Source organism: Bacillus infantis, assembly GCF_020171945.1.
Classification (GTDB): domain Bacteria; phylum Bacillota; class Bacilli; order Bacillales; family Cytobacillaceae; genus Bacillus_AB; species Bacillus_AB infantis_A.
The window spans coordinates 20,027-39,160 of the sequence record NZ_JAIVAP010000005.1 but is presented as its reverse complement, the minus strand read 5'-3'; the positions used below and the strand labels follow the sequence as shown (position 1 = coordinate 39,160).

Below are 19,134 nucleotides of genomic sequence, written 5' to 3'. Positions count from 1 at the left end.
GCACCACAAAAGCAAGTGCAATAAGCACATCCTTCTTATAATAGAAAAAAACCATGAAGACTTCTTCACAGTTTTACTTCCTGCTATTTTTTTCTGTAAAAAAAAGTATCCTCCGTAGCCAGTCCATACAAGCCAGGATTAAAAATCTGCTCTGTACTGCCTACAAAGAACAGTCCTCCAGGTTTTAAGGCTCCGCTGAACTTGTGGTAGAGCCCATCCTTTGCTTCTTCTGTAAAATAAATAAGGACATTCCGGCAGACGATTAAATCATACGGTCCTCCGAAGGGATCAGACAGCAGGTTCTGTTTTTTGAAGACAACAGTCTTTTTTATCTCGTCTGATATTTTGTAAAGGCTTCCTTCTTGCGTAAAGTACTTCTTTTTCATTTCAAGAGGCATCTCATTCAGGGATCTCTCCTGATAAATGCCTGCCTGCGCTCTTGCCAGCACCTTTTCGTCTATATCTGTAGCAAGCACCTGGATTTGGGAGAGCGGCAAGAATTTTGCCAGGATCATGGCAATCGTATACGGCTCTTCGCCTGTAGAGCAAGCCGCACTCCATACCTTCAGCCTTCCCCCCCTGGCAGACATAGCAGGCAGCAGCTGAGTTTCAAGTATGTCCCACCTTTTCGCATTTCTGTAAAACTCTGATACATTAATAGTCATGCGATCAAGAAACTCATCCAGCAATTCTTTATTCCTGCTTAAACCCTGGTAGAAATCCGAAAAAGAATGATATCCTTTTTTTTCGTATAAAGATATAAGGCGCCTTTTCATCTGCGCTTCTTTATAAAGTGAAAGGTCGATTCCTGTCTTTGCTTTAATCTGTCTGATAAACTCCTGATATTCCCCCGACATTTCTGTTCTCCCCTATTGCTTATTTAACACTAGTATAGCTGAAAAAAGGGAAGGGAGAGTGGTTTTTTTGCTATATTTCGCCAAAATATGTGTATGCGGTTACAAAAAAAGACACTTGCAGGCAAGTGTCTTTAATGGATTAATTAACCCAGTCATTAATCAGTTTGGAATATCCGGCAAGCTCGGATTCATTGAAGAAAAGGCCGATTTCACGCTCTGCACTCTCTGGGGAGTCTGAACCGTGAATAATATTCTTGCCTACAGTTACGGCAAAATCTCCGCGGATTGTCCCTGGGGCAGCATCCTTAGGATTTGTGGATCCCATCATCTGGCGGGCTGTCGCAATAACATTTTCTCCTTCCCAAACCATTGCAAATACCGGTCCGGAAGTAATGAAATCAACTAGTTCACCAAAGAATGGGCGCTCTTTATGCTCTCCATAATGCTGCTCAGCCAGTTCCTTTGAAATAACCATCAATTTACCGCCGGCAAGCTGAAAGCCTTTTTTTTCAAAACGGCTGACAATTTCACCGACAAGATTGCGCTGGACGCCGTCAGGCTTGACCATTAAAAAAGTTTTCTCCATTGTCTCCACTCCTAAAATCTTATGTATGAACAGCTCTATAATAGAGACATCCATGGAGAATAGTATCATTTTTTCGACAATTCTGCAACCGCTTAAAACTTTCTCTTGCCGATAAATTTAGCAATATCCCGGAGCGATTTTTTGGCCTTGTTTTGCGGGAGGGTATCAAGGACTGCAAGCGCCTTGGATAAATATTGGTTGCTGACAGCAAAGGACCGCTCAATTGCGCCCGAATTTTTAATCAGTGATATCACTTTTTCAATTTCTTTTCTATCCATTGTTTCATCCACTTTAACGATTTCTCTGCGGATTTCTTCGTCCTCCATGGCAAACAGGACAGGCAGCGTAATATTCCCCTGGAGCAGGTCTCCCCCTGCAGGCTTTCCAAGCTCTTTCTCCGTGCCCGTGAAATCAAGAATATCATCGGTAATCTGAAAGGACATGCCCACATAATAGCCAAATCTATACAGCTTCTTATGGATATTTTCATCAACTCCTGCTGCAACTGCCCCAAGCTGGCAGCTTGCCGCAATCAGAAGCGCCGTCTTTCTTTTAATCCTCAAAAGGTAGTCCCTCAGGTTCTGATCAAAGCGGTATTTATCCTTGATCTGCTCTATTTCCCCCACACAGACTTCCACAATCGTCTTTGACAGGATTTCATGTGCCTCCGGGCGCTCGATCTGTGTCATCACTTCAAGGGATTTGGCAAAAATATAATCGCCTGTATACATGGCCGTGCGATTGTCCCATTTCGCTTTGATGGTAGGTTTGCCCCTTCGCAGCTCTGCATCATCAATGACATCATCATGCACCAGGGATGCCATATGGATCAGTTCAAGGGCTACAGCCACTTTTTTGATCTCGCTGATATCATATGAGCCGAATTTCGCAGACAGCAAAACAAAAACAGGACGGATTCTTTTTCCTCCTGCCTGCAGCAAATGCATAGATGCATTTCGCAATAAAGGAGACTCTGCCTGCACGGTCTCCTCTAATGACTGTTCAATAATATTAATGTCAGAATCTAAAAATGAATACATCATCTTTAATTTCATCTTGTATCCACCCAGCTTTAATCATGTTTGCAAGCCTGTTAATCGACGAGCAACAAGTACTTATTTTCTCGGGGCCCGCCAGTCACGGAAAGCCCCATCTTTCTCCGGCTGCAAACAGATGCAGAACTTACTTCAAGCCTGTATGGACAGCAGCAACTCCCCCGCTGTAAGGCTTGAAGGCTACATTTTTGAAGCCTGCGCTCTCAAACATTGCAGCAAGCTCCTTCATGCCTGGAAAATCCCTTGCCGATTCCTGGAGCCAGGAATATTCTTTATAGCTTTTCGCGAACACCCTTCCGAACAGCGGCATGATGTAGCGGAAATAAGCATAATAGAGCTGCTTGTAGCCGAACATGGTCGGCTGCGAAGTTTCCAGGCATACTGCCATCCCGCCCGGCTTAAGGACCCTGTTCATTTCCCTCAGGACCTGCATATAATCAGGGACATTCCTCAGTCCGAAGCCTATGGTGACATAATCAAAAGAATTGTCTTCAAACGGCAGCTCCATCGCATTGCCATGAATGAGCTCCACCTGGGACAAATTCCTGCTTTTCACCTTTTCCTCGCCGATCTTCAGCATATTCTTGCTGAAATCCAGCCCTTTGACTTCACCATCAGCACCGACTGCTTCTGCGAGTGCAATGGTCCAGTCTGCAGTCCCGCAGCAGAGATCCAGAGCTTTCTGCCCTTTCTGGACGTTCATCTTTTTCATGGTATCTTTGCGCCATCTTTTATGCTGCTGGAAGCTGATGACAGAATTCATCTGGTCATAGTTTCCGTATATCTTCTCGAATACGCCGTGTACGCGCTCTGCTTTAGATTGTTGTTCCATAAAAGTCACCCTTCTTCTGCAATGGATTTTGTCATGGGCTGATGCTGGTCAAGAATGGAATGGATCCGCTCCTCCAGCAGGCTATTAAGGAAAGGGACAGCTTTCATGCCTTTGTCAATCATATCTTTAGAGTGATCGATATAGCGGTTGGCTATCAGAAGAAGATATCTTTTCTGCTCAGCAGACAGGTCGGCAAGCTCTTGTTCCTTTTTAGGGAATACAAGGCGTTTAAGCCGCTCAAACAGAAAGGATGTTCCGTGATCCAGATAGCGTCCCCTTTCTTCCATGAGCCTCTTCATCAGCAGAAGGTGGGATGACAGCTCGATCCAGGCCGGCTTGTTAAAGCATCCTGCGATTTTTGAGAACAGAGAGGACTCTATCAGCCTGACGCTTTCCATCAGTCCTTCTACATTTTCTGTTTCATGCTGGTAGACAGAGATTTTATGCTCGTTCACTTCTTTGATGCCGTCCGACAGCAGCCGGATCATTCCGATATCCTTTGATTCCGAGAGAATCTTATAATATAAGCTGCTGTAGTAAATGCCGGCCAGGACAGTAAGCTGCCTGTTTTTTTGCTTTTCGCCGGCAATTTGTGTATTGCTGACCTGTTCATGGGTATCAAGGGCGACTTGTATAAGCATGGCTGTCACTGAGTAGTCATTCTTCTGCTTCTGAGTCAATTCAGCTTCATTGAGCATGGAGACAAGAAGGAGCAGCTTATCCTGATCGATAACCGGCTCATCAATATATTTAAGCAGGTAGGGGTGGAGAACCTTTCCCTCAATCTGCTTCCGGACATATTCCATATTTATTTTAATATCCTGCAATCTGATCACCCTTGTTCCCCGAAGGTCATTTATGTATTTCCTATGATGCCTGTGCATTCTTTTTATAAAAGGCGGTGCTGGTCTGGGCGCTACCCATATAGCATTCGCCATTAGGGGCCATTTTAATATTGTCCACAATGAAACAGAGACAATTATATCATAAAAGGGGTAGCCGTGGCAGATTATATTGAAAGTTATGTTCCGCCGGAAGCAAAAATGCCAGGCTTAAAGACCTCTGGAAATTTACGGTGCCCTGCTCCTATTTTTTAGCTTCGCTTTCCACTTCTCCATAGCATGTCATGATGGAGGCATTGCCCCTGATTTTTATAGCTGAAGTATGCTCGGTGAATTGGGCGATCATGACTTCCCCTTTATCAAGTTTTTCAGAATGGTGAAAGCGTGTGTCTGAGCCTCTGGTCAGCCCGATCACATTCACGCCGTCTTCCTTTGCTTTAATTACCACATAGTCTCCTGCCGGGTTGTTTCTCGTTTCCATATCCTTCACTCCTTCAAGCCGCCATCGGCCAAGATAAAAGGCTAAAAGCAGTACTTTCAGCCTCAGGGATGCAGATTAATCTTTGATTAATGAAAGGACTTCAGCTCTCGCCCTGGCATCCTCTGCCAGCACACCTCTTACTGCAGAAGTGACAGTCTTGGAACCAGGCTTTTTAACGCCTCTCATCGTCATGCACATATGCTCGGCCTCTACAATGACCATTACACCGTGGGGCTCCAATTTTTCCATAATAGCATTCGCTACAGTTGAGGTGATCCGCTCTTGCAGCTGCGGCCTTTTTGCCACGGCCTCGACTGCCCTTGCAAGCTTGCTGAGCCCTGTCACCCTGCCATTCCTGGGGATATAGGCAACATGGGCCTTCCCAAAGAAAGGAACCAGATGGTGCTCACACATGCTGTAGAATGGGATGTCCTTTACAAGAACAAGCTCCTCATGCTCTTCTCCAAAAATAGTTTCAAAGTATTCTTTGGGATCCTGCCCGATCCCCATAAAAACCTCTTCATACATCTTGGCCACACGCTTCGGTGTATCTAGCAGGCCTTCGCGGTTAGGGTCTTCTCCGATTGCTTCTAATATAGAACGCACCGCTTCTTCAATTTGGGCGCGGTTGACATTTGCCATGATTCATCCTCCTAAACCATATCTCTCTAGTGCCTTTACCCCTACATATTAGCACATCCATTTCCAAACAGGCAAAATACAAGGTGCGAGGCTTGTGACCTCGGTGCAGCTGCTGGATGATGATCAAGAATTGCTCATGGCCTGCAACTTACCATTTATGAATTCCCAAGCAAAAATAAAAGGCCGCGAAGAATTTCGCGGCCTTTTGCTCAAGCATAAGCTTAAAGCACGGTATGTACTTATTTAACAGCGTCTTTAAGCGCTTTACCTGGTTTAAAAGCAGGAACTTTGCTTGCAGCGATTTCGATTTCATCACCAGTCTGCGGGTTGCGGCCCTTACGTGCAGCACGCTCGCGGACTTCAAAGTTTCCGAAACCGATCAATTGTACTTTATCACCATTTTTAAGTGCGTTAAGAATAGTATCAAATACAGCGTCAACTGCTTTAGTAGCGTCCTTCTTAGAAAGCTCGCCAGCTTCAGCAACTGCGTTAATTAGTTCTGTCTTGTTCATGCCTTTCACCTCCTCCCAAAAATCTTGCCCTGATAAGGATCTTATCATCATTTGTAAACAAATTTACGGAATTCTATACGTCGTGATGATTGGCATACCTTATATTAAATGAACGGCATGAAGATTTCAATCTTTTTTGCTAAAAAACCTTAATATATAAGGGTTTTCGCGGCCACGACGGTAATTCTGTTAAAAGATTATCATAATCATCTGGGCTTATCAAGAAATATTCATTAATTAATGGTAATCTTTTCTTATTTGAAACAAACTTGTAATAAGACACCCTTTTTTGTTACCCAATCCACTATTTTTCAAAACATATAACATATTTTATCAATTGGCTTACCTAGGGCTCCTTGTTGAAACGGAAGCTTTCAGTCTGGTATTCAGCACTGCTCTAAGGAATCAAGCAAAGTTTCATACGGCTGATTACAGATTAACAGCAATGTGTAACACAGCCAATTCATAAGGCCCCTTTCGCATAGATTGATGCTATTGTGCCTTCCTTATAAGAGGTGATAAATTACACCTTCAGGATGCAGATGCTGCTAGTGCTTGCCAAAGCGACATGCTGAAAAATAAGCGGAGAATTTCCCCCTAAGTTTGAAAAAACTCTAAAAATAGCTCAAATAGACGGAGAAATTCCTTCTATCGACTCAAAAAACAGGAAAATGGTCAATTTCGCTCCCCATAACCGGAAATTTTCTGCTTATTTACAATCGCCCAGGCCATATTTAGCAGCTTAACCGGAAATTCTCCGCTTATTTTAAGGCTTGCTGGTCACACAAATAAGAATAAGACTTCCTGGTTTTTTAAAACTACTCCTGCCCTGTTAGCTGAAAAAACCTTTCTTCCCGCGATACCGAAGAATGTAAATCATTCTTTATAATAATTTGAAGTAACAATCTTTACGGTAAGAGCCCTTGATTAAGTTCCAAAACGGTTCCCAGTATACCACGCCAAAAAATAAACGCTAAAAAGGGCAGCTTCCGCTGCCCTTCAGATTTTCATTATAGGATGATGGCAATCAGGCCGCCGGATCCTTCATTGATGATTCTTTCCAGCGTTTCCTTCAGCTTGTATCTGGCGTTTTCAGGCATGAGAGAAAGCTTTGCCTGAATTCCTTCTCTTACGATGGAACTGAGGGAGCGGCCAAATATATCAGAATTCCAGATGGATAGAGGATCGTCTTCAAAATCCTGCATCAGATAGCGGACAAGCTCCTCGCTTTGCTTTTCAGTTCCTATGATCGGCGCAAACTCGGATTCGACATCCACCTTGATCATATGGATGGAAGGCGCAACCGCCTTCAGGCGTACCCCGAAACGCGCTCCCTGGCGGATGATTTCCGGCTCATCAAGGCTCATATCAGCAAGCGACGGCGCCGCTATGCCGTAGCCGGTCTGCTTCACCATTTTCAGCGCATCCGAAATCTGGTCATACTCAGCTTTTGCATGGGCAAAGTCCTGCATCAGTTCAAGCAGATGATCCTTGCCGCGGATTTCAACCCCCACAATTTCTTTTAAAATCTCATCATAAAGGTCATCCGGGGCAAACAGGTCGATTTCTGCAACTCCCTGGCCCATTTCTATTCCGGCAAGGCCCGCCCTGTCTATGAATTCATAGTCACTGAAAAGGTGGACAACACGGTCTACATCCCGCAGCCGTTTGATATCCTTGACTGTTTCCTTTACAGCTTCCTGGTAGCTTTCGCGAAGCCAGTGATTCTCCCGCAGAACCATCACCCAGCTCGGCAGGTTGACATTCACCTCGAGCACCGGGAATTCGTACAGTGCTTCACGCATTACGCTCAATACATCAGTTTCCCTCATACTTTCCACGCTCATTGCCAGCACAGGTATGTCATACTTCTCAGACAGCTGGACTCTCAGTGCTTCAGTGTTCGGGTGATGAGGCTGGACGCTGTTGACAACCATGATGAAAGGCTTGCCGACCTCTTTCAGCTCCTCAATGACTCTTTCCTCGGCCTCCAGATAATTGGTGCGCGGTATTTCTCCGATTGTACCGTCTGTTGTAATAACGACGCCAATCGTCGAATGCTCCTGGATGACTTTCCTTGTCCCGATCTCCGCAGCTTCATGGAAGGGGATCGGTTCTTCATACCAAGGCGTGGTAATCATTCTTGGACCATTTTCATCTTCATAGCCTTTGGCGCCCGGCACTGTATAGCCGACACAGTCCACAAGCCTGATGTTGACATCCAGCCCCTCTGCAACCTGGACGGCAGCTGCCTGATTTGGGACGAATTTGGGCTCTGTTGTCATGATGGTTTTGCCTGCCGCGCTTTGTGGAAGTTCGTCCTGTGTGCGCGCCCGGTCTGCCTCATTGCTCATATTCGGAAGCACCACCAGCTCCATGAACTTTTTGATAAACGTGGATTTACCGGTGCGGACGGCACCAACGACTCCGAAATAAATATCACCGCCTGTTCTTTCGGCAATATCTTTAAAAATATCTACCTTTTCCAAGTGATCCCCTCCTGAATCTTGAGTTAGTGGGATAATATTATCCTATCATTCAATTATTTTTGGACATTATATATTTATGATGTTGTCCTATTTCTTTATGACAGTTTTTTTATTTTTATCCCCTTACTCTCCCGCTTTGAAAAAGCCCTTTCTCTCTATACGCTTGAATTTGCTTTTTAAAAAGAAAAACCCTTCTCCTACAATATATTTTGCAGAAGAAGGGTTATGACTATTTCGCCAAAAAGATTGGTTCTCCTTTGGCATTGATTGTATAGGGAAGCGAATAGGCAGGGACAAAAAGGGATTCTTTCCCAAGGAGTGCGCGTATGTCATCGCCTTCCTTATATCCGTGATCCTTGTGATTTTCCAACGCTTCATAGAGGTCAGGCAGATAGTCTACGTAAACGTCTCCATTTACGGAAACAACAAAGTGAAGATTGCGGCTGGTATACGGACTTACAGCCAGCGGCTCCTCTTTAAAGCCGAGGGCTGCATAATCGAGTGTATAAACATTATCGGCGATCTTTTCTTTATATGGCGGATAGCCCTGCAGCTTAATGCGTACTTTAATATCCCTGATAGACTCAGCCATCCTGAGGTCGAAGAGCTTGACTTTCGGATCTTCCTCCGCATCCATGATCACGTACTGGAAGATGCCTCCGGATTCAAAGCTATTGCCTGGCGGCTCTGCCATATATTTTGGAGTGATCTTTTTAAAATCTATCGGATACTTCTGGTAAATGGGTGTATTCTCCTCCCTCGTCTTTATTGGAAGGATGCCCCCATTGTCTTCCTGAAACTGATCAACAGCCGACTGGACAGAATTGACCTGGTCCTGATATGGTGTCTGATTCTGCGAAAGCTTGTCCTCCGGATACATGCATCCGGCAAGCAGAAAGGATAAAACCGCTGTCATAGACAGCATGGCTAGCTTCTTTTTCATAGATTCCAATCCTTCAGGTTTTTAAATTTGTTATTCATTGGTAGGTCCGCTCAAAACGACAAACAGGATGATGAGCCCGGAAACAATCATTAACAGATACGCAATTAGGGCAGATATGAATTTAAGCGGTTTATTGTTTAATTTATACCGGCTCAGATAAATCAATAATATTGATATGAACATGAACCCCATTGAAGCTAAAGATACCCACATCTTCATTAAAGCAGGCGACATTGTCTCACTCCCTTTTCCGAAATGTATTATATCATACAGGCTGAAAATGAATCAAAAGCATTTCGCTTAAAATGCTGGCGCCAGCATGGAATTTCGCTGTGAACCCCAAAAAAAAGAGCCAAAGCAAAGATGGGGCAATCTCTGCTTTGGCCTTATGCGACTAAATAACCCATGCACCCTGTTCATATCACCAGTTTGCTTCGTTGCATTGTATGCAGGAAGTTCCTTTCCCGCATCCTCGAATGCCTAAATTTTGCTGCTGCCGCAAAAATAATTATCTTTCCTTGCAGCAAATCATAGCATTCACTTGTCTGCCCTGTCTTCAAGCACGTTTGCAAGGTCTTCCATTTCATGCGTTTTCCCTCTAGCCATCAGCTTGTCGACGGATTCTTTCGGGTCGGCCCCATTAAACAGCACTTCATACAGCGCTTCCGTGATAGGCATCTTTACATTATACTTTTCAGCCAGCTGGTATGCAGCTTTCGTGGTTCTGACGCCTTCTACAACCATTCCCATATTATCAAGGACTTCCTGCAGGCTATGCCCCTTCCCGAGAAGGTTTCCTGCTCTCCAGTTGCGGGAATGGACACTCGTACAAGTCACAATCAGGTCGCCGATTCCGGTCAATCCCGAGAAAGTCAGCGGGCTTGCGCCCATTTTAGTGCCAAGCCTGGCAATTTCGGCAAGCCCCCTTGTAATAAGGGCCGCTTTGGCATTATCTCCATAGCCTAGGCCATCGGTGATCCCTGCTGCCAATGCTATGATATTCTTCAGCGCTCCGCCGATTTCCACGCCAATGATATCCGGATTCGTGTATACCCTGAAGTTATGGTTTATAAAAAGGTCCTGCACATGCTCTGCAGCCTCAATATTCTTTGAAGATACAGTGACAGTTGTCGGATGGCGGAGGCTGACTTCCTCTGCATGGCTTGGGCCGGAAAGGACCACCACGCTGCCGAGGGCTTCACTCGTGAATTCTTCCTCGATCATTTCTGATATCCTCAGCAATGTATCCGGTTCGATGCCTTTGCTGACATGTACGATAGTGAGGGGCTCACGCTGAAATTCGTTAATCCTGCCGGCGACTTCCCTGATGGCTTTTGTCGGCACCGCCAAAATCAGCGTGTCAACACCTTCAAGAGCCTCTTCCAGTGAGCTGAAGCCTTGAATGCCTGAAGGCAGTTTTATATCAGGCAAATACTTTTGATTGGTGTGCTGTTCATTGATTTCCTTGATCTGTACAGGGTTATGCCCCCAGAGCCTGACTTGGAGGCCATTGTCAGCCAGCACCATGGCGAGTGCCGTGCCCCAGCTGCCTGCACCGGCAACGGTTATCTTGCTCGATTGATCCAGCATACAATCACACCCTTTTTATTTTCTTTCCCGTGCAAATATTTTAATTGGAGTACCTTCAAATCCAAAAGCATCTCTTATGCGGTTTTCCAGGAAACGCTCGTAGGAGAAATGCATAAGCTCAGGATCATTGACAAATACCACAAATACAGGCGGCTTGACAGCCACTTGAGTCGTATAGTAAATCCGCAGGCGCTTTCCTTTATCGGTAGGCGTTGGATTCATCGCCACGGCATCCATGACAACATCATTCAGGACGCTCGTTTCCACACGCATGCTGTGGTTTTCGCTTGCCTGGTTGATCTGCGGAATCAATGTATGGATCCGCTTCTTTGTTAAGGCAGACAAGAAGACGATCGGAGCATAGTCAAGGAATTGGAAATGCTCCCTGATATTCGTTTCAAACGCCTTCATTGTTTTTTCGTCCTTCTCGACAGCATCCCATTTATTGACGACAATTACAACAGCGCGGCCGGCTTCATGCGCATAGCCCGCAATCTTTTTATCCTGCTCCAGAATGCCTTCATCAGCATCAATGACAACAAGGACGACATCTGAGCGCTCGATGGCCCTTAAAGCTCTCAGGACACTGTATTTTTCAGTGCTTTCGTACACCTTGCCTTTTTTCCGCATTCCAGCTGTATCAATGATCACATACTGATCCCCATTGTAAGTGAGCAGGGAATCGACAGCATCGCGCGTCGTGCCGGCAATATTGGAAACAATGACCCTTTCTTCCCCGAGAATAGCATTGACGAGGGAAGATTTCCCGACATTAGGGCGCCCAATCAGGGAGAACTTAATGACATCATCGCCATAGTCCTTGTCCTTTGTATCAGGAAAATGCTTTGCTGCTTCATCAAGCAGGTCCCCAAGCCCCAGCCCGTGGGAACCTGAGATCGGGATTGGCTCACCAAATCCAAGGGCATAGAAATCATAGATCTGGTCGCGCATATCCGGGTTGTCAATTTTGTTGACCCCAAGCACTACAGGTTTCTTTGATTTATACAGTATTTTAGCGACCGCTTCATCAGCTGATGTAACGCCTTCCCGCCCATTGGTCAAGAACAGGATGACATCAGCTTCTTCGATGGCGATTTCAGCCTGCTGCCTGATCTGCTCCAGGAAAGGCTCGTCTCCTATATCAATCCCGCCGGTGTCGATGATATTGAAATCGAGATTCAGCCATTCCGCTGAACTGTAGATTCTATCTCTGGTCACACCAGGTATATCTTCGACAATGGAGATCCTTTCTCCTACTATTCTGTTGAAAATCGTTGATTTTCCGACGTTTGGACGTCCTACAATGGCGATAACCGGTTTTGCCATGAACATCACCCTTTCACTTTTATATACTTTAAACACTGCTCGAAAGAGTCAAATGAATTGCTTTCATCATCATCCTGATTTCTTCAGGATGGCCCGTGTATAAAATAAACCCTTCCTGTTTGCAGAAGGGCCTAACCTAATCATTTTATCAAAGAGGCAGAATCCCCGCAACGAAAACATTGGAAGAACCATCAATGCTTGACAATTACATACATTTCATCTGTCAGAGCATGGGCAATTCCGTCTAAAATGGCTTCAAGATTGGCAGCCACATGCTCCATCTCTTTTTTGTCGTCACAATGGAACACAGCTGCCCCTGAAGGTGCCTTTTTTGGGTTCGTCGTAATAACTGCCAATATAAATTTCTCAATGACCATTTCCGCTCTTCCTTTCCCGTTCGGACGGCATCCTTATGGCATTTTCAAGCGTCGGTACACTGCCGATCACTTTGATGGCCCTTTCAATGTCCTTCTCCTGGGGCAGCAGAAAAACCCCCACTCTTCCATCATCCAAGTCGCGCTTGGCGAGAGGGACGAGCGCAGGTGTGCCGGAATCCCTGTACACACCCATCGCGATTGAGACATCGTGAAGGATCGCCTGCCTTTGTCCAAGGTTGGCGATGGTTGAACGAGCGTCAAAGGATTTTGGCTTTAGAATGAATCCCATCCCATACCTCAGCACTTCCTCCTGCCTCGCGGGAAGCCCGATATTCATGATATAGATATTGTCTACATAAAGGCCAGCCCCATCAAAGCGCGGTTCCACATATTCAATTTCCACTATATCCCCGAGCCTCCCCCCTGCCATGAGCTTTTTGGATATAAGCACTGACAGAATGGCCGCAATGATGCCGGCCCATATATTAATGACAATATAGCAAAGGGTGCTTATCAAGGATGTGAAAATCACAAGATAATTCCGGCTTTCAAAAGCAACGGCAATTCCCTCAATATAGGTTTTGCCCCTGGAAACCAATTCATAGGAATCCAGTTCTGCCAGGGTGTTCCTTTCCATGTTCCTGACCTCACGGAACTGGCTTGCAGCAAGAGTCAAGAAGGTCACCGCTGTAAAATCCTGCTCCAGAATAGAAGGGACAGCAACCGTCCCGAGAGCCGCGGCTATGAACCCGAGGGCCAGGTGTATGATTTTACCATGCAGATATGTCGGGTACTGCCGGTAATCCGTCCGCAGCATGTACATCCTCGTAGCCGTTCCAATAATCAGGCCAAATACAATCGGGTATGTATAATCACTCATAATATCTTTTGTTTCTCCTTTTCCAGATTGGCTGCCTGCCGCTCTAAATATGCTGCGAGTTTGACAAAACCCTCCCACAGAAGCAATGCACATGCTGATATAGCTGCCATATCGAGAAAAGAAAAAGACCAAGCCTCATAGGCAAGGGACAATTTCTCCAGTACCAGCGAAAAGATTAGATCGCCCTGAATGGCACCTGTCAGCATGGCTGCAATCCTTTTCCTGCATCCGGCAAAAAGCACGGCAGACAAAGCAAACATGATGGCTGCCAGCATCCATTCTTTTTTGAAAACCACCCATACAGGATCAAAAAGAGCAAAAAGCTGAAAGCTTGCATAAGCAAGCATGATCATAAAAACAGAGACAAAAAAATAAACTGCTTTAAGTCCTGTTATGCTGGCAGCCTCAGCATAGCAGCAAATCAAAATGAAAAGCCCTGCTGCTGAAATATGGATACTGCCCAGAGAAATTGTATAAGGCGAAACAATAATGGCAATCAAAAGGCAAGCCGACAAAGCCGTCCTTTCCTTCTGCTGTCTTTTCATAAAAAATGCCGCTGCAATCCAGCAGCACCAGGCGCCCAAATAAAAGTAAAAGCCTTCCACACCACCACCACCTATCATTTCCATTATGGGTAATAGTTATGTACTTTAATCTTTTTTACATAAACTTTTGCCCTTGTTTCATCTTAAATAAAAGGGGGGTGTTAATCATGGGAAAAGACAGACAGGAGAAAAAATTAAAAGCTGGCGGAAGAGTCGAATCTGACCGCGACCAGGCCCTTCACTATCCAGGGGCGACCAAGCTTCAAAGCCCGGAAGAAGCCAGGAGCATGAACGACTCTAAATATAGCTAGAAAAGCGGAAAAGCCTTCTTCAGCCCCGACAAGCATAAGACGCTCCTGGATAAAAGGCGTTCTTTGCCTTTAATCCAGGAGTGGCTTATGACTCGAGGGGCTAGGCTTTGGAGCTGGACAAATAGAAAAGCGGAAAAGCCTTGTTCAATATAGGAACGCAGACTAAGTACGCCACGTCCTGCTCCGTCTGCATGACCCGCATCCTTTGGGCTATGTTCTTCCCAGTCTTGAGAATTTCAGGATGGCTGAAACCATTATTTTTTTCTTTTGACAGAATAGTGGTCCTAGCTCCGTTCGCTGGAACCACTATTTTTTTCTTTTGCCATAATAGTGGCCCTAGCTTCGTTGGCTGGAACCATTATCTTCTCTTTTTGCCAAAATAGTGGTCCTAGCTCTGTTCACTGGAACCACTATTTTCTCTTTTTGCCATAATAGTGGTCCTAGCTCTGTTCACTGGAACCACTATTTTCTCTTTTTGCCATAATAGTGGTCCTAGCTCTGTTCACTGGAACCACTATTTTCTCTTTTTGCTAAAATAGTGGTCCTAGCTCTGTTCACCGGAACCACTATTTTCTCTTTTTGCTAAAATAGTGGTCCTAGCTCTGTTCACTGGAACCACTATTTTCTCTTTTTGCTAAAATAGTGGTCCTAGCTCTGTTCGCTGGAACCACTATTTTCTCTTTTTGCTAAAATAGTGGTCCTAGCTCTGTTCGCTGGAACCACTATTTTCTCTTTTTGCCAAAATAGTGGTCCTAGCTCTGTTCACTGGAACCACTATTTTCTCTTTTTGCCAAAATAGTGGTCCTAGCTCTGTTCACTGGAACCATTATCTTCTCTTTTTGCCAAAATAGTGGTCCTAGCTCTGTTCGCTGGAACCACTATTTTCTCTTTTTGCCAAAATAGTGGTCCTAGCTCTGTTCACTGGAACCACTATTTTCTATTTTTACATAATACTGGTTCCAGCTCCGCTGACTGAGACCACTGTTTTCTCTTTTGCCAGAATAGTAGTCCTCTATGATTTACCTATGTGCAATGCAAAAAAGCTCCCGCCACAATGAGCAGGAGCCTCTTCTTATATACTTCTTTGACTGAAAGCCTTTGTGTCTATCCCCCGTTCAGACAGCCAATGATGGGTTTTGCCTGATATGATAATTGGGGCTCTCCGGAGATCCTTTATCGTTACAGCGCCGAGCGCAGCCATAATAAAGGCAAGCTCCTCATGGAGTGTATGTATTTCATTTATAAGCTGTTCAGGACCTTCGCTCACAAGAATCTTCAGAAGGTATCCGGCCATCGCAACAGCATCTGCACCGCAGGCAATGGCTTTTGCTGCATCAAAAGCTGTCTGGACGCCGCCGGAACCGATGATACTGACGCCAGCACCTTCTGCGTTTACCTCAAAGATAGAGGAGGCAGTAGGTATTCCCCAGCCATTAAAAAACGAAAGGAGCCTTTCTCTTCTTTCATTTTCAATCCTGGCAAAGTTAGTGCCGCCAAAGCCGCCGACATCAATCGCTGAAACCCCGGCAGCTGCAAGCTTTGCAGCACTTTCCCTGCTGGTTCCGAATCCAACCTCTTTTACAATAACAGGCACATGGACGTTTTTACAAATAGACTCGATCCTTTTCAGGGCATCCCTGAAGTCCCGGTCTCCTTCTGGCATCGTCAGTTCCTGCACCACATTCAGATGTATCTGCAGGGCATCAGCCTCAATCATGTCGATGGCCCTGTTAGCCTGTTCGGCATCTGCTTCACTTCCGAGGTTGCCGATGACAATCCCTTTCGGATTTTCCCGACGCACAATCCTGTATGACTCTCGTTCAGCAGGATCCTTCAAAGCTGCCATTTGCGAGCCTACAGCCATAGCAAGGCCTGTTTCGGCCGCAGCCAAGGCAAGCTCCTGATTGATTTTAAGTGTTCTTTCACCGCCGCCGCCTGTCATCGCATTTATTAAAATAGGCGAACTTAGAGTAAGTCCGCCAATTTCAGTTTCTATTTTCACTTGATCCACAGCAGAATCAGGCAAGCTTTGGTGAATAAAATCAATATCGTCAAATCCGGCAATGCGCTTTTGTCCTGTTGAAAGGGCAAATTCAATATGATCCCATTTCCGTTTTGATCTTGACAAATTATATCACCATTATTTTTTTAGATTCTTTAACTGATCGCCGATCATTTCGCCGAGCTGGAAGCCTTTTGTTTCTTCAGGCATCTCATAACTCGTATCATACTCAGCTTCTTTTTCTTCGAGATCTTTGATGCTCAGAGACAGGCGCTGATCGTTTTCATTTACATCCAGGACCTTTACCTGTATCTGCTGGCCTTCTTCAAGGACCTCATGCGGAGTCCCAATATGCTTGTGTGAAATCTGGGAGATGTGTACAAGGCCCTCAACCCCAGGGAATACTTCAACAAACGCTCCATAAGATACAAGGCGTCTCACAACTCCGTCAAGAGTGCTGCCTTTCGGAGCCTTTTCTGCAATATCAGACCATGGCCCAGGCAATGTTTCCTTGATGGATAGGGAAATGCGCTCATTATCCCTGTCTACGCTCAGCACTTTAACCTGTACCTTCTGTCCTTCTTCCACTACATCGGAAGGCTTTTCAACATGCTCATATGAAAGCTGGGAAATATGGACAAGTCCGTCAATTCCTCCGATATCTACAAACGCGCCGAAGTCAGTGATGCGCTGGACAGTGCCGTCAAGAACCTGGCCTGCCTGCAGGTTAGCAAGGATATCCTGCTTCTGCCTGCCCTTTTCTTCCTCGACAACAGCTCTGTGTGAAAGGATCAGGCGGTTTTTCTCCTTATCCAGCTCAACAATTTTGAAGGAAAGGGTCCTTCCCTTGTAATCAGAAAAGTCTTCGACAAAATGTGCTTCAACAAGCGAAGCCGGTACAAAGCCGCGAACGCCAAGGTCCACTACCAGGCCGCCTTTGACTACGTCTTTAATTTCAGCGTCAAAAACCTCGCCGCTGTTGAATTTCTCTTCAAGTGTGTCCCAGGCCTTTACTGCATCCACTTTGCGCTTTGAGAGGATGAGTGCCTCTTCTTCCACCTTGAGTACTTCCAGGTCAAGTTCATCTCCTTCAGCCACAGCATCCTCAGCTTTTTCAATATGAAGGCTTGAGAGCTCGCTGATCGGGATGATCCCGTCAAGCTTGCTGTCCTGGATATCCACGACAACCTGCTTTTCTTCCACTTTGGTGACTTTCGCGGTTACGCGGTCGCCCACCTCAAAGCTTTTCACTTCAATTGAATTCATTTCTTCTGATTGATTCATCTCTTCTGACATATGTAATCCTCCTTAATCCAATGACTGCTTCCAATTTTTATAATAGATGTGATATTTTCACAGCGGAAAACAAGGTCCTAAATTAAAGACATAGAATATTCTAAAAAGATGCCTTTCCTCTAACTTCTTACAAATAGCTTTATTTGTCAAGCAAGAAGACTTATCTGTGCTGCTCAATAAGCTGGCGGATTTCTTGCATTATCATCTCCGTCACTTCGTCAGCGGACGCCCTGTTTTTCCGTGCTTCTTCCATGTCCAGAGGCTTTCCGTACACTACCTTCAATCTTTTAAATGGCTTGTATGGGCCAATGATTGCACAGGGTACTACATGGGCCGGTGCCCTTAAGGCAAAGAAGCCTGCCCCTGCAAGGCCTTTTCCCAATTCCCCTGTTTTACTTCTTGTACCCTCAGGAAAGAGCCCTAAAACATTTCCTTCCTTCAAAAGGGCGATCCCTTTCCTTAAAGCTTCCCTGTCGCTCATGCCCCTTTTTACCGGAAAGGCGTTCAGATTCCTGACTATATTACCAAGTACCGGCAGGTTAAAAAGTTCTTCCTTGGCCATGAAATGAACCGGCCTCGGAGCAGTAATCCCCACAACGGGGGGATCCAGATTGTCGATATGGTTGCTGCACAGCAGCACGCCGCCTTCAGCGGGAAAGTTCTCCCTCCCGATCACCTCGAACCGGTATATCGGTTTCAGCGCACCGTAAACGGCTGATCTTACAAAAGAATAGAATGTCAAGTCAATCCGATCCTTTCTTCAGCAAGCAGCATGATTTTCTCTACCACTTCCGGAATAGCAAGCGAGGTAGTATCGATTACCACTGCATCATCAGCTTTCTTCAGCGGCGCCACTTCCCTTTCAGAATCCAGCTTGTCCCGGTAAGCAATATCGGTTTTCAGCTGTTCAAGGTCAGACGGGTAGCCTTTCTTAATATTCTCCTGATGCCTCCGCATGGCCCTCTCTCCAACTGATGCAAGCAGGAAGACTTTTACCTCTGCATGGGGAAGGACATGAGTACCGATATCCCGGCCGTCCATCACTACACCGCCGCCCATCGAGAATGCTTTTTGCCTTCTTACCATCTCTTCACGGACCTTCCGGTGCTTCGCAACAATGGATACAGAGTTGGTGACAGCTGCTGTCCTTATCACTTCTGTAACATTATCACCGTTGACCAGGATAATTTGCCCCTGATCACCTGGAAGCAAGTCGATCTGGATGCCTGTGAGGATATCCATGAGCTTATCTTCATTTTCAAGGTCGGCGCCTGCTTCAATGGCTTTATATGTCAGTGCCCTGTACATGGCCCCTGTGTCTATATAAATATATGATAGCTTCTCAGCTGCAATTTTCGCCACTGTGCTTTTACCTGCTGCTGCAGGGCCATCAATGGCAATTGAAATTTTTTTGATCATATTTCCTCCTGTTACGCTTCCAGTTGGGTTTCTCTAAAACTTACAAGAACCATTTTAACATATTATTCGCTTGTTTTTTATCAATATTTTGTTCCTTGACCTGCTTCTGAAGGGGTTTAAGCATACAAAAAAAGCAGGCCTCTTATGCC

21 protein-coding genes are annotated in these 19,134 nt (G+C 45.5%); 1 reads left to right on the top strand and 20 read right to left on the bottom strand.

Going from position 1 to position 19,134, the window contains the following annotated elements:
• Positions 1 to 83: 83 nt before the first annotated feature.
• From LCM00_RS09870 to LCM00_RS09795, 16 genes are all read right to left on the bottom strand, one after another.
• Complete coding sequence (locus LCM00_RS09870; RefSeq protein ID WP_224900900.1) at positions 84 to 857, bottom strand: CheR family methyltransferase; 774 nt, start codon at positions 855 to 857, stop codon at positions 84 to 86.
• A 139-nt stretch (positions 858 to 996) separates the two neighbouring features.
• Complete coding sequence (gene ndk / locus LCM00_RS09865; protein ID WP_094767149.1) at positions 997 to 1,443, bottom strand: nucleoside-diphosphate kinase; 447 nt, start codon at positions 1,441 to 1,443, stop codon at positions 997 to 999.
• Positions 1,444 to 1,535: 92 nt separating this feature from the next.
• Positions 1,536 to 2,498, bottom strand: coding sequence for a heptaprenyl diphosphate synthase component II (gene hepT / locus LCM00_RS09860; RefSeq protein ID WP_224900896.1), 963 nt, complete (start codon positions 2,496 to 2,498; stop codon positions 1,536 to 1,538).
• A 127-nt stretch (positions 2,499 to 2,625) separates the two neighbouring features.
• Positions 2,626 to 3,330 carry a demethylmenaquinone methyltransferase gene (locus LCM00_RS09855; RefSeq protein ID WP_224900893.1) on the bottom strand — a complete coding sequence of 235 codons (705 nt, stop codon included), beginning with the start codon at positions 3,328 to 3,330 and terminating at the stop codon, positions 2,626 to 2,628.
• A 5-nt stretch (positions 3,331 to 3,335) separates the two neighbouring features.
• Positions 3,336 to 4,166, bottom strand: coding sequence for a heptaprenyl diphosphate synthase component 1 (locus LCM00_RS09850; RefSeq protein WP_224900890.1), 831 nt, complete (start codon positions 4,164 to 4,166; stop codon positions 3,336 to 3,338).
• 250 nt (positions 4,167 to 4,416) lie between these two features.
• Entirely contained in the window at positions 4,417 to 4,653 is a 237-nt protein-coding gene (gene mtrB, locus LCM00_RS09845) for a trp RNA-binding attenuation protein MtrB (RefSeq protein ID WP_022544139.1), read from the bottom strand.
• Positions 4,654 to 4,728: 75 nt separating this feature from the next.
• Positions 4,729 to 5,295: a GTP cyclohydrolase I FolE gene (folE, locus tag LCM00_RS09840; RefSeq protein WP_224900886.1), complete on the bottom strand. Its 567-nt coding sequence runs from the start codon at positions 5,293 to 5,295 to the stop codon at positions 4,729 to 4,731.
• Between the two features lie 239 nt (positions 5,296 to 5,534).
• A complete protein-coding gene (locus LCM00_RS09835) occupies positions 5,535 to 5,807 on the bottom strand; it encodes an HU family DNA-binding protein (RefSeq protein ID WP_009794840.1) in 273 nt (90 codons plus the stop codon).
• 1,010 nt (positions 5,808 to 6,817) lie between these two features.
• Entirely contained in the window at positions 6,818 to 8,296 is a 1,479-nt protein-coding gene (gene spoIVA / locus LCM00_RS09830; protein WP_009794839.1) for a stage IV sporulation protein A, read from the bottom strand.
• Positions 8,297 to 8,525: 229 nt separating this feature from the next.
• Positions 8,526 to 9,239 (bottom strand): hypothetical protein, encoded by a 714-nt coding sequence (locus LCM00_RS09825; RefSeq protein ID WP_224900883.1) that lies wholly within the window; start codon positions 9,237 to 9,239, stop codon positions 8,526 to 8,528.
• Between the two features lie 30 nt (positions 9,240 to 9,269).
• Entirely contained in the window at positions 9,270 to 9,473 is a 204-nt protein-coding gene (locus LCM00_RS09820; protein ID WP_224900880.1) for a DUF2768 domain-containing protein, read from the bottom strand.
• Positions 9,474 to 9,776: 303 nt separating this feature from the next.
• Positions 9,777 to 10,829 (bottom strand): NAD(P)H-dependent glycerol-3-phosphate dehydrogenase, encoded by a 1,053-nt coding sequence (locus LCM00_RS09815; protein ID WP_224900877.1) that lies wholly within the window; start codon positions 10,827 to 10,829, stop codon positions 9,777 to 9,779.
• Positions 10,830 to 10,844: 15 nt separating this feature from the next.
• Positions 10,845 to 12,155, bottom strand: coding sequence for a ribosome biogenesis GTPase Der (gene der / locus LCM00_RS09810; RefSeq protein ID WP_009794834.1), 1,311 nt, complete (start codon positions 12,153 to 12,155; stop codon positions 10,845 to 10,847).
• A 191-nt stretch (positions 12,156 to 12,346) separates the two neighbouring features.
• Entirely contained in the window at positions 12,347 to 12,532 is a 186-nt protein-coding gene (locus LCM00_RS09805) for a capping complex subunit for YIEGIA (RefSeq protein ID WP_009794832.1), read from the bottom strand.
• On the bottom strand, positions 12,522 to 13,412 hold the full coding sequence (locus tag LCM00_RS09800; protein ID WP_224900873.1) for a YIEGIA family protein: 891 nt from the start codon (positions 13,410 to 13,412) through the stop codon (positions 12,522 to 12,524). The genes LCM00_RS09805 and LCM00_RS09800 overlap by 11 nt, the downstream gene beginning before the upstream one ends.
• On the bottom strand, positions 13,409 to 14,017 hold the full coding sequence (locus LCM00_RS09795; RefSeq protein ID WP_224900870.1) for a YphA family membrane protein: 609 nt from the start codon (positions 14,015 to 14,017) through the stop codon (positions 13,409 to 13,411). Before LCM00_RS09795 ends, LCM00_RS09800 begins: the two co-directional genes overlap by 4 nt.
• A 107-nt stretch (positions 14,018 to 14,124) precedes the next feature.
• On the opposite strand from LCM00_RS09795, the gene LCM00_RS09790 reads away from it, so the two are divergent.
• Entirely contained in the window at positions 14,125 to 14,268 is a 144-nt protein-coding gene (locus LCM00_RS09790; RefSeq protein ID WP_224900868.1) for a YpzI family protein, read from the top strand.
• Positions 14,269 to 15,340: 1,072 nt separating this feature from the next.
• Here LCM00_RS09790 and fni read toward each other — a convergent pair.
• The 4 genes from fni to cmk form a co-directional block, all read right to left on the bottom strand.
• Complete coding sequence (fni, locus tag LCM00_RS09785; RefSeq protein ID WP_224900866.1) at positions 15,341 to 16,396, bottom strand: type 2 isopentenyl-diphosphate Delta-isomerase; 1,056 nt, start codon at positions 16,394 to 16,396, stop codon at positions 15,341 to 15,343.
• Between the two features lie 12 nt (positions 16,397 to 16,408).
• Positions 16,409 to 17,566: a 30S ribosomal protein S1 gene (rpsA, locus tag LCM00_RS09780; RefSeq protein ID WP_224900864.1), complete on the bottom strand. Its 1,158-nt coding sequence runs from the start codon at positions 17,564 to 17,566 to the stop codon at positions 16,409 to 16,411.
• Between the two features lie 160 nt (positions 17,567 to 17,726).
• Positions 17,727 to 18,308 carry a lysophospholipid acyltransferase family protein gene (locus LCM00_RS09775; protein ID WP_224900862.1) on the bottom strand — a complete coding sequence of 194 codons (582 nt, stop codon included), beginning with the start codon at positions 18,306 to 18,308 and terminating at the stop codon, positions 17,727 to 17,729.
• Positions 18,305 to 18,985: a (d)CMP kinase gene (cmk, locus tag LCM00_RS09770; protein ID WP_224900860.1), complete on the bottom strand. Its 681-nt coding sequence runs from the start codon at positions 18,983 to 18,985 to the stop codon at positions 18,305 to 18,307. Before cmk ends, LCM00_RS09775 begins: the two co-directional genes overlap by 4 nt.
• Between the last annotated feature and the right edge of the window lie 149 nt (positions 18,986 to 19,134).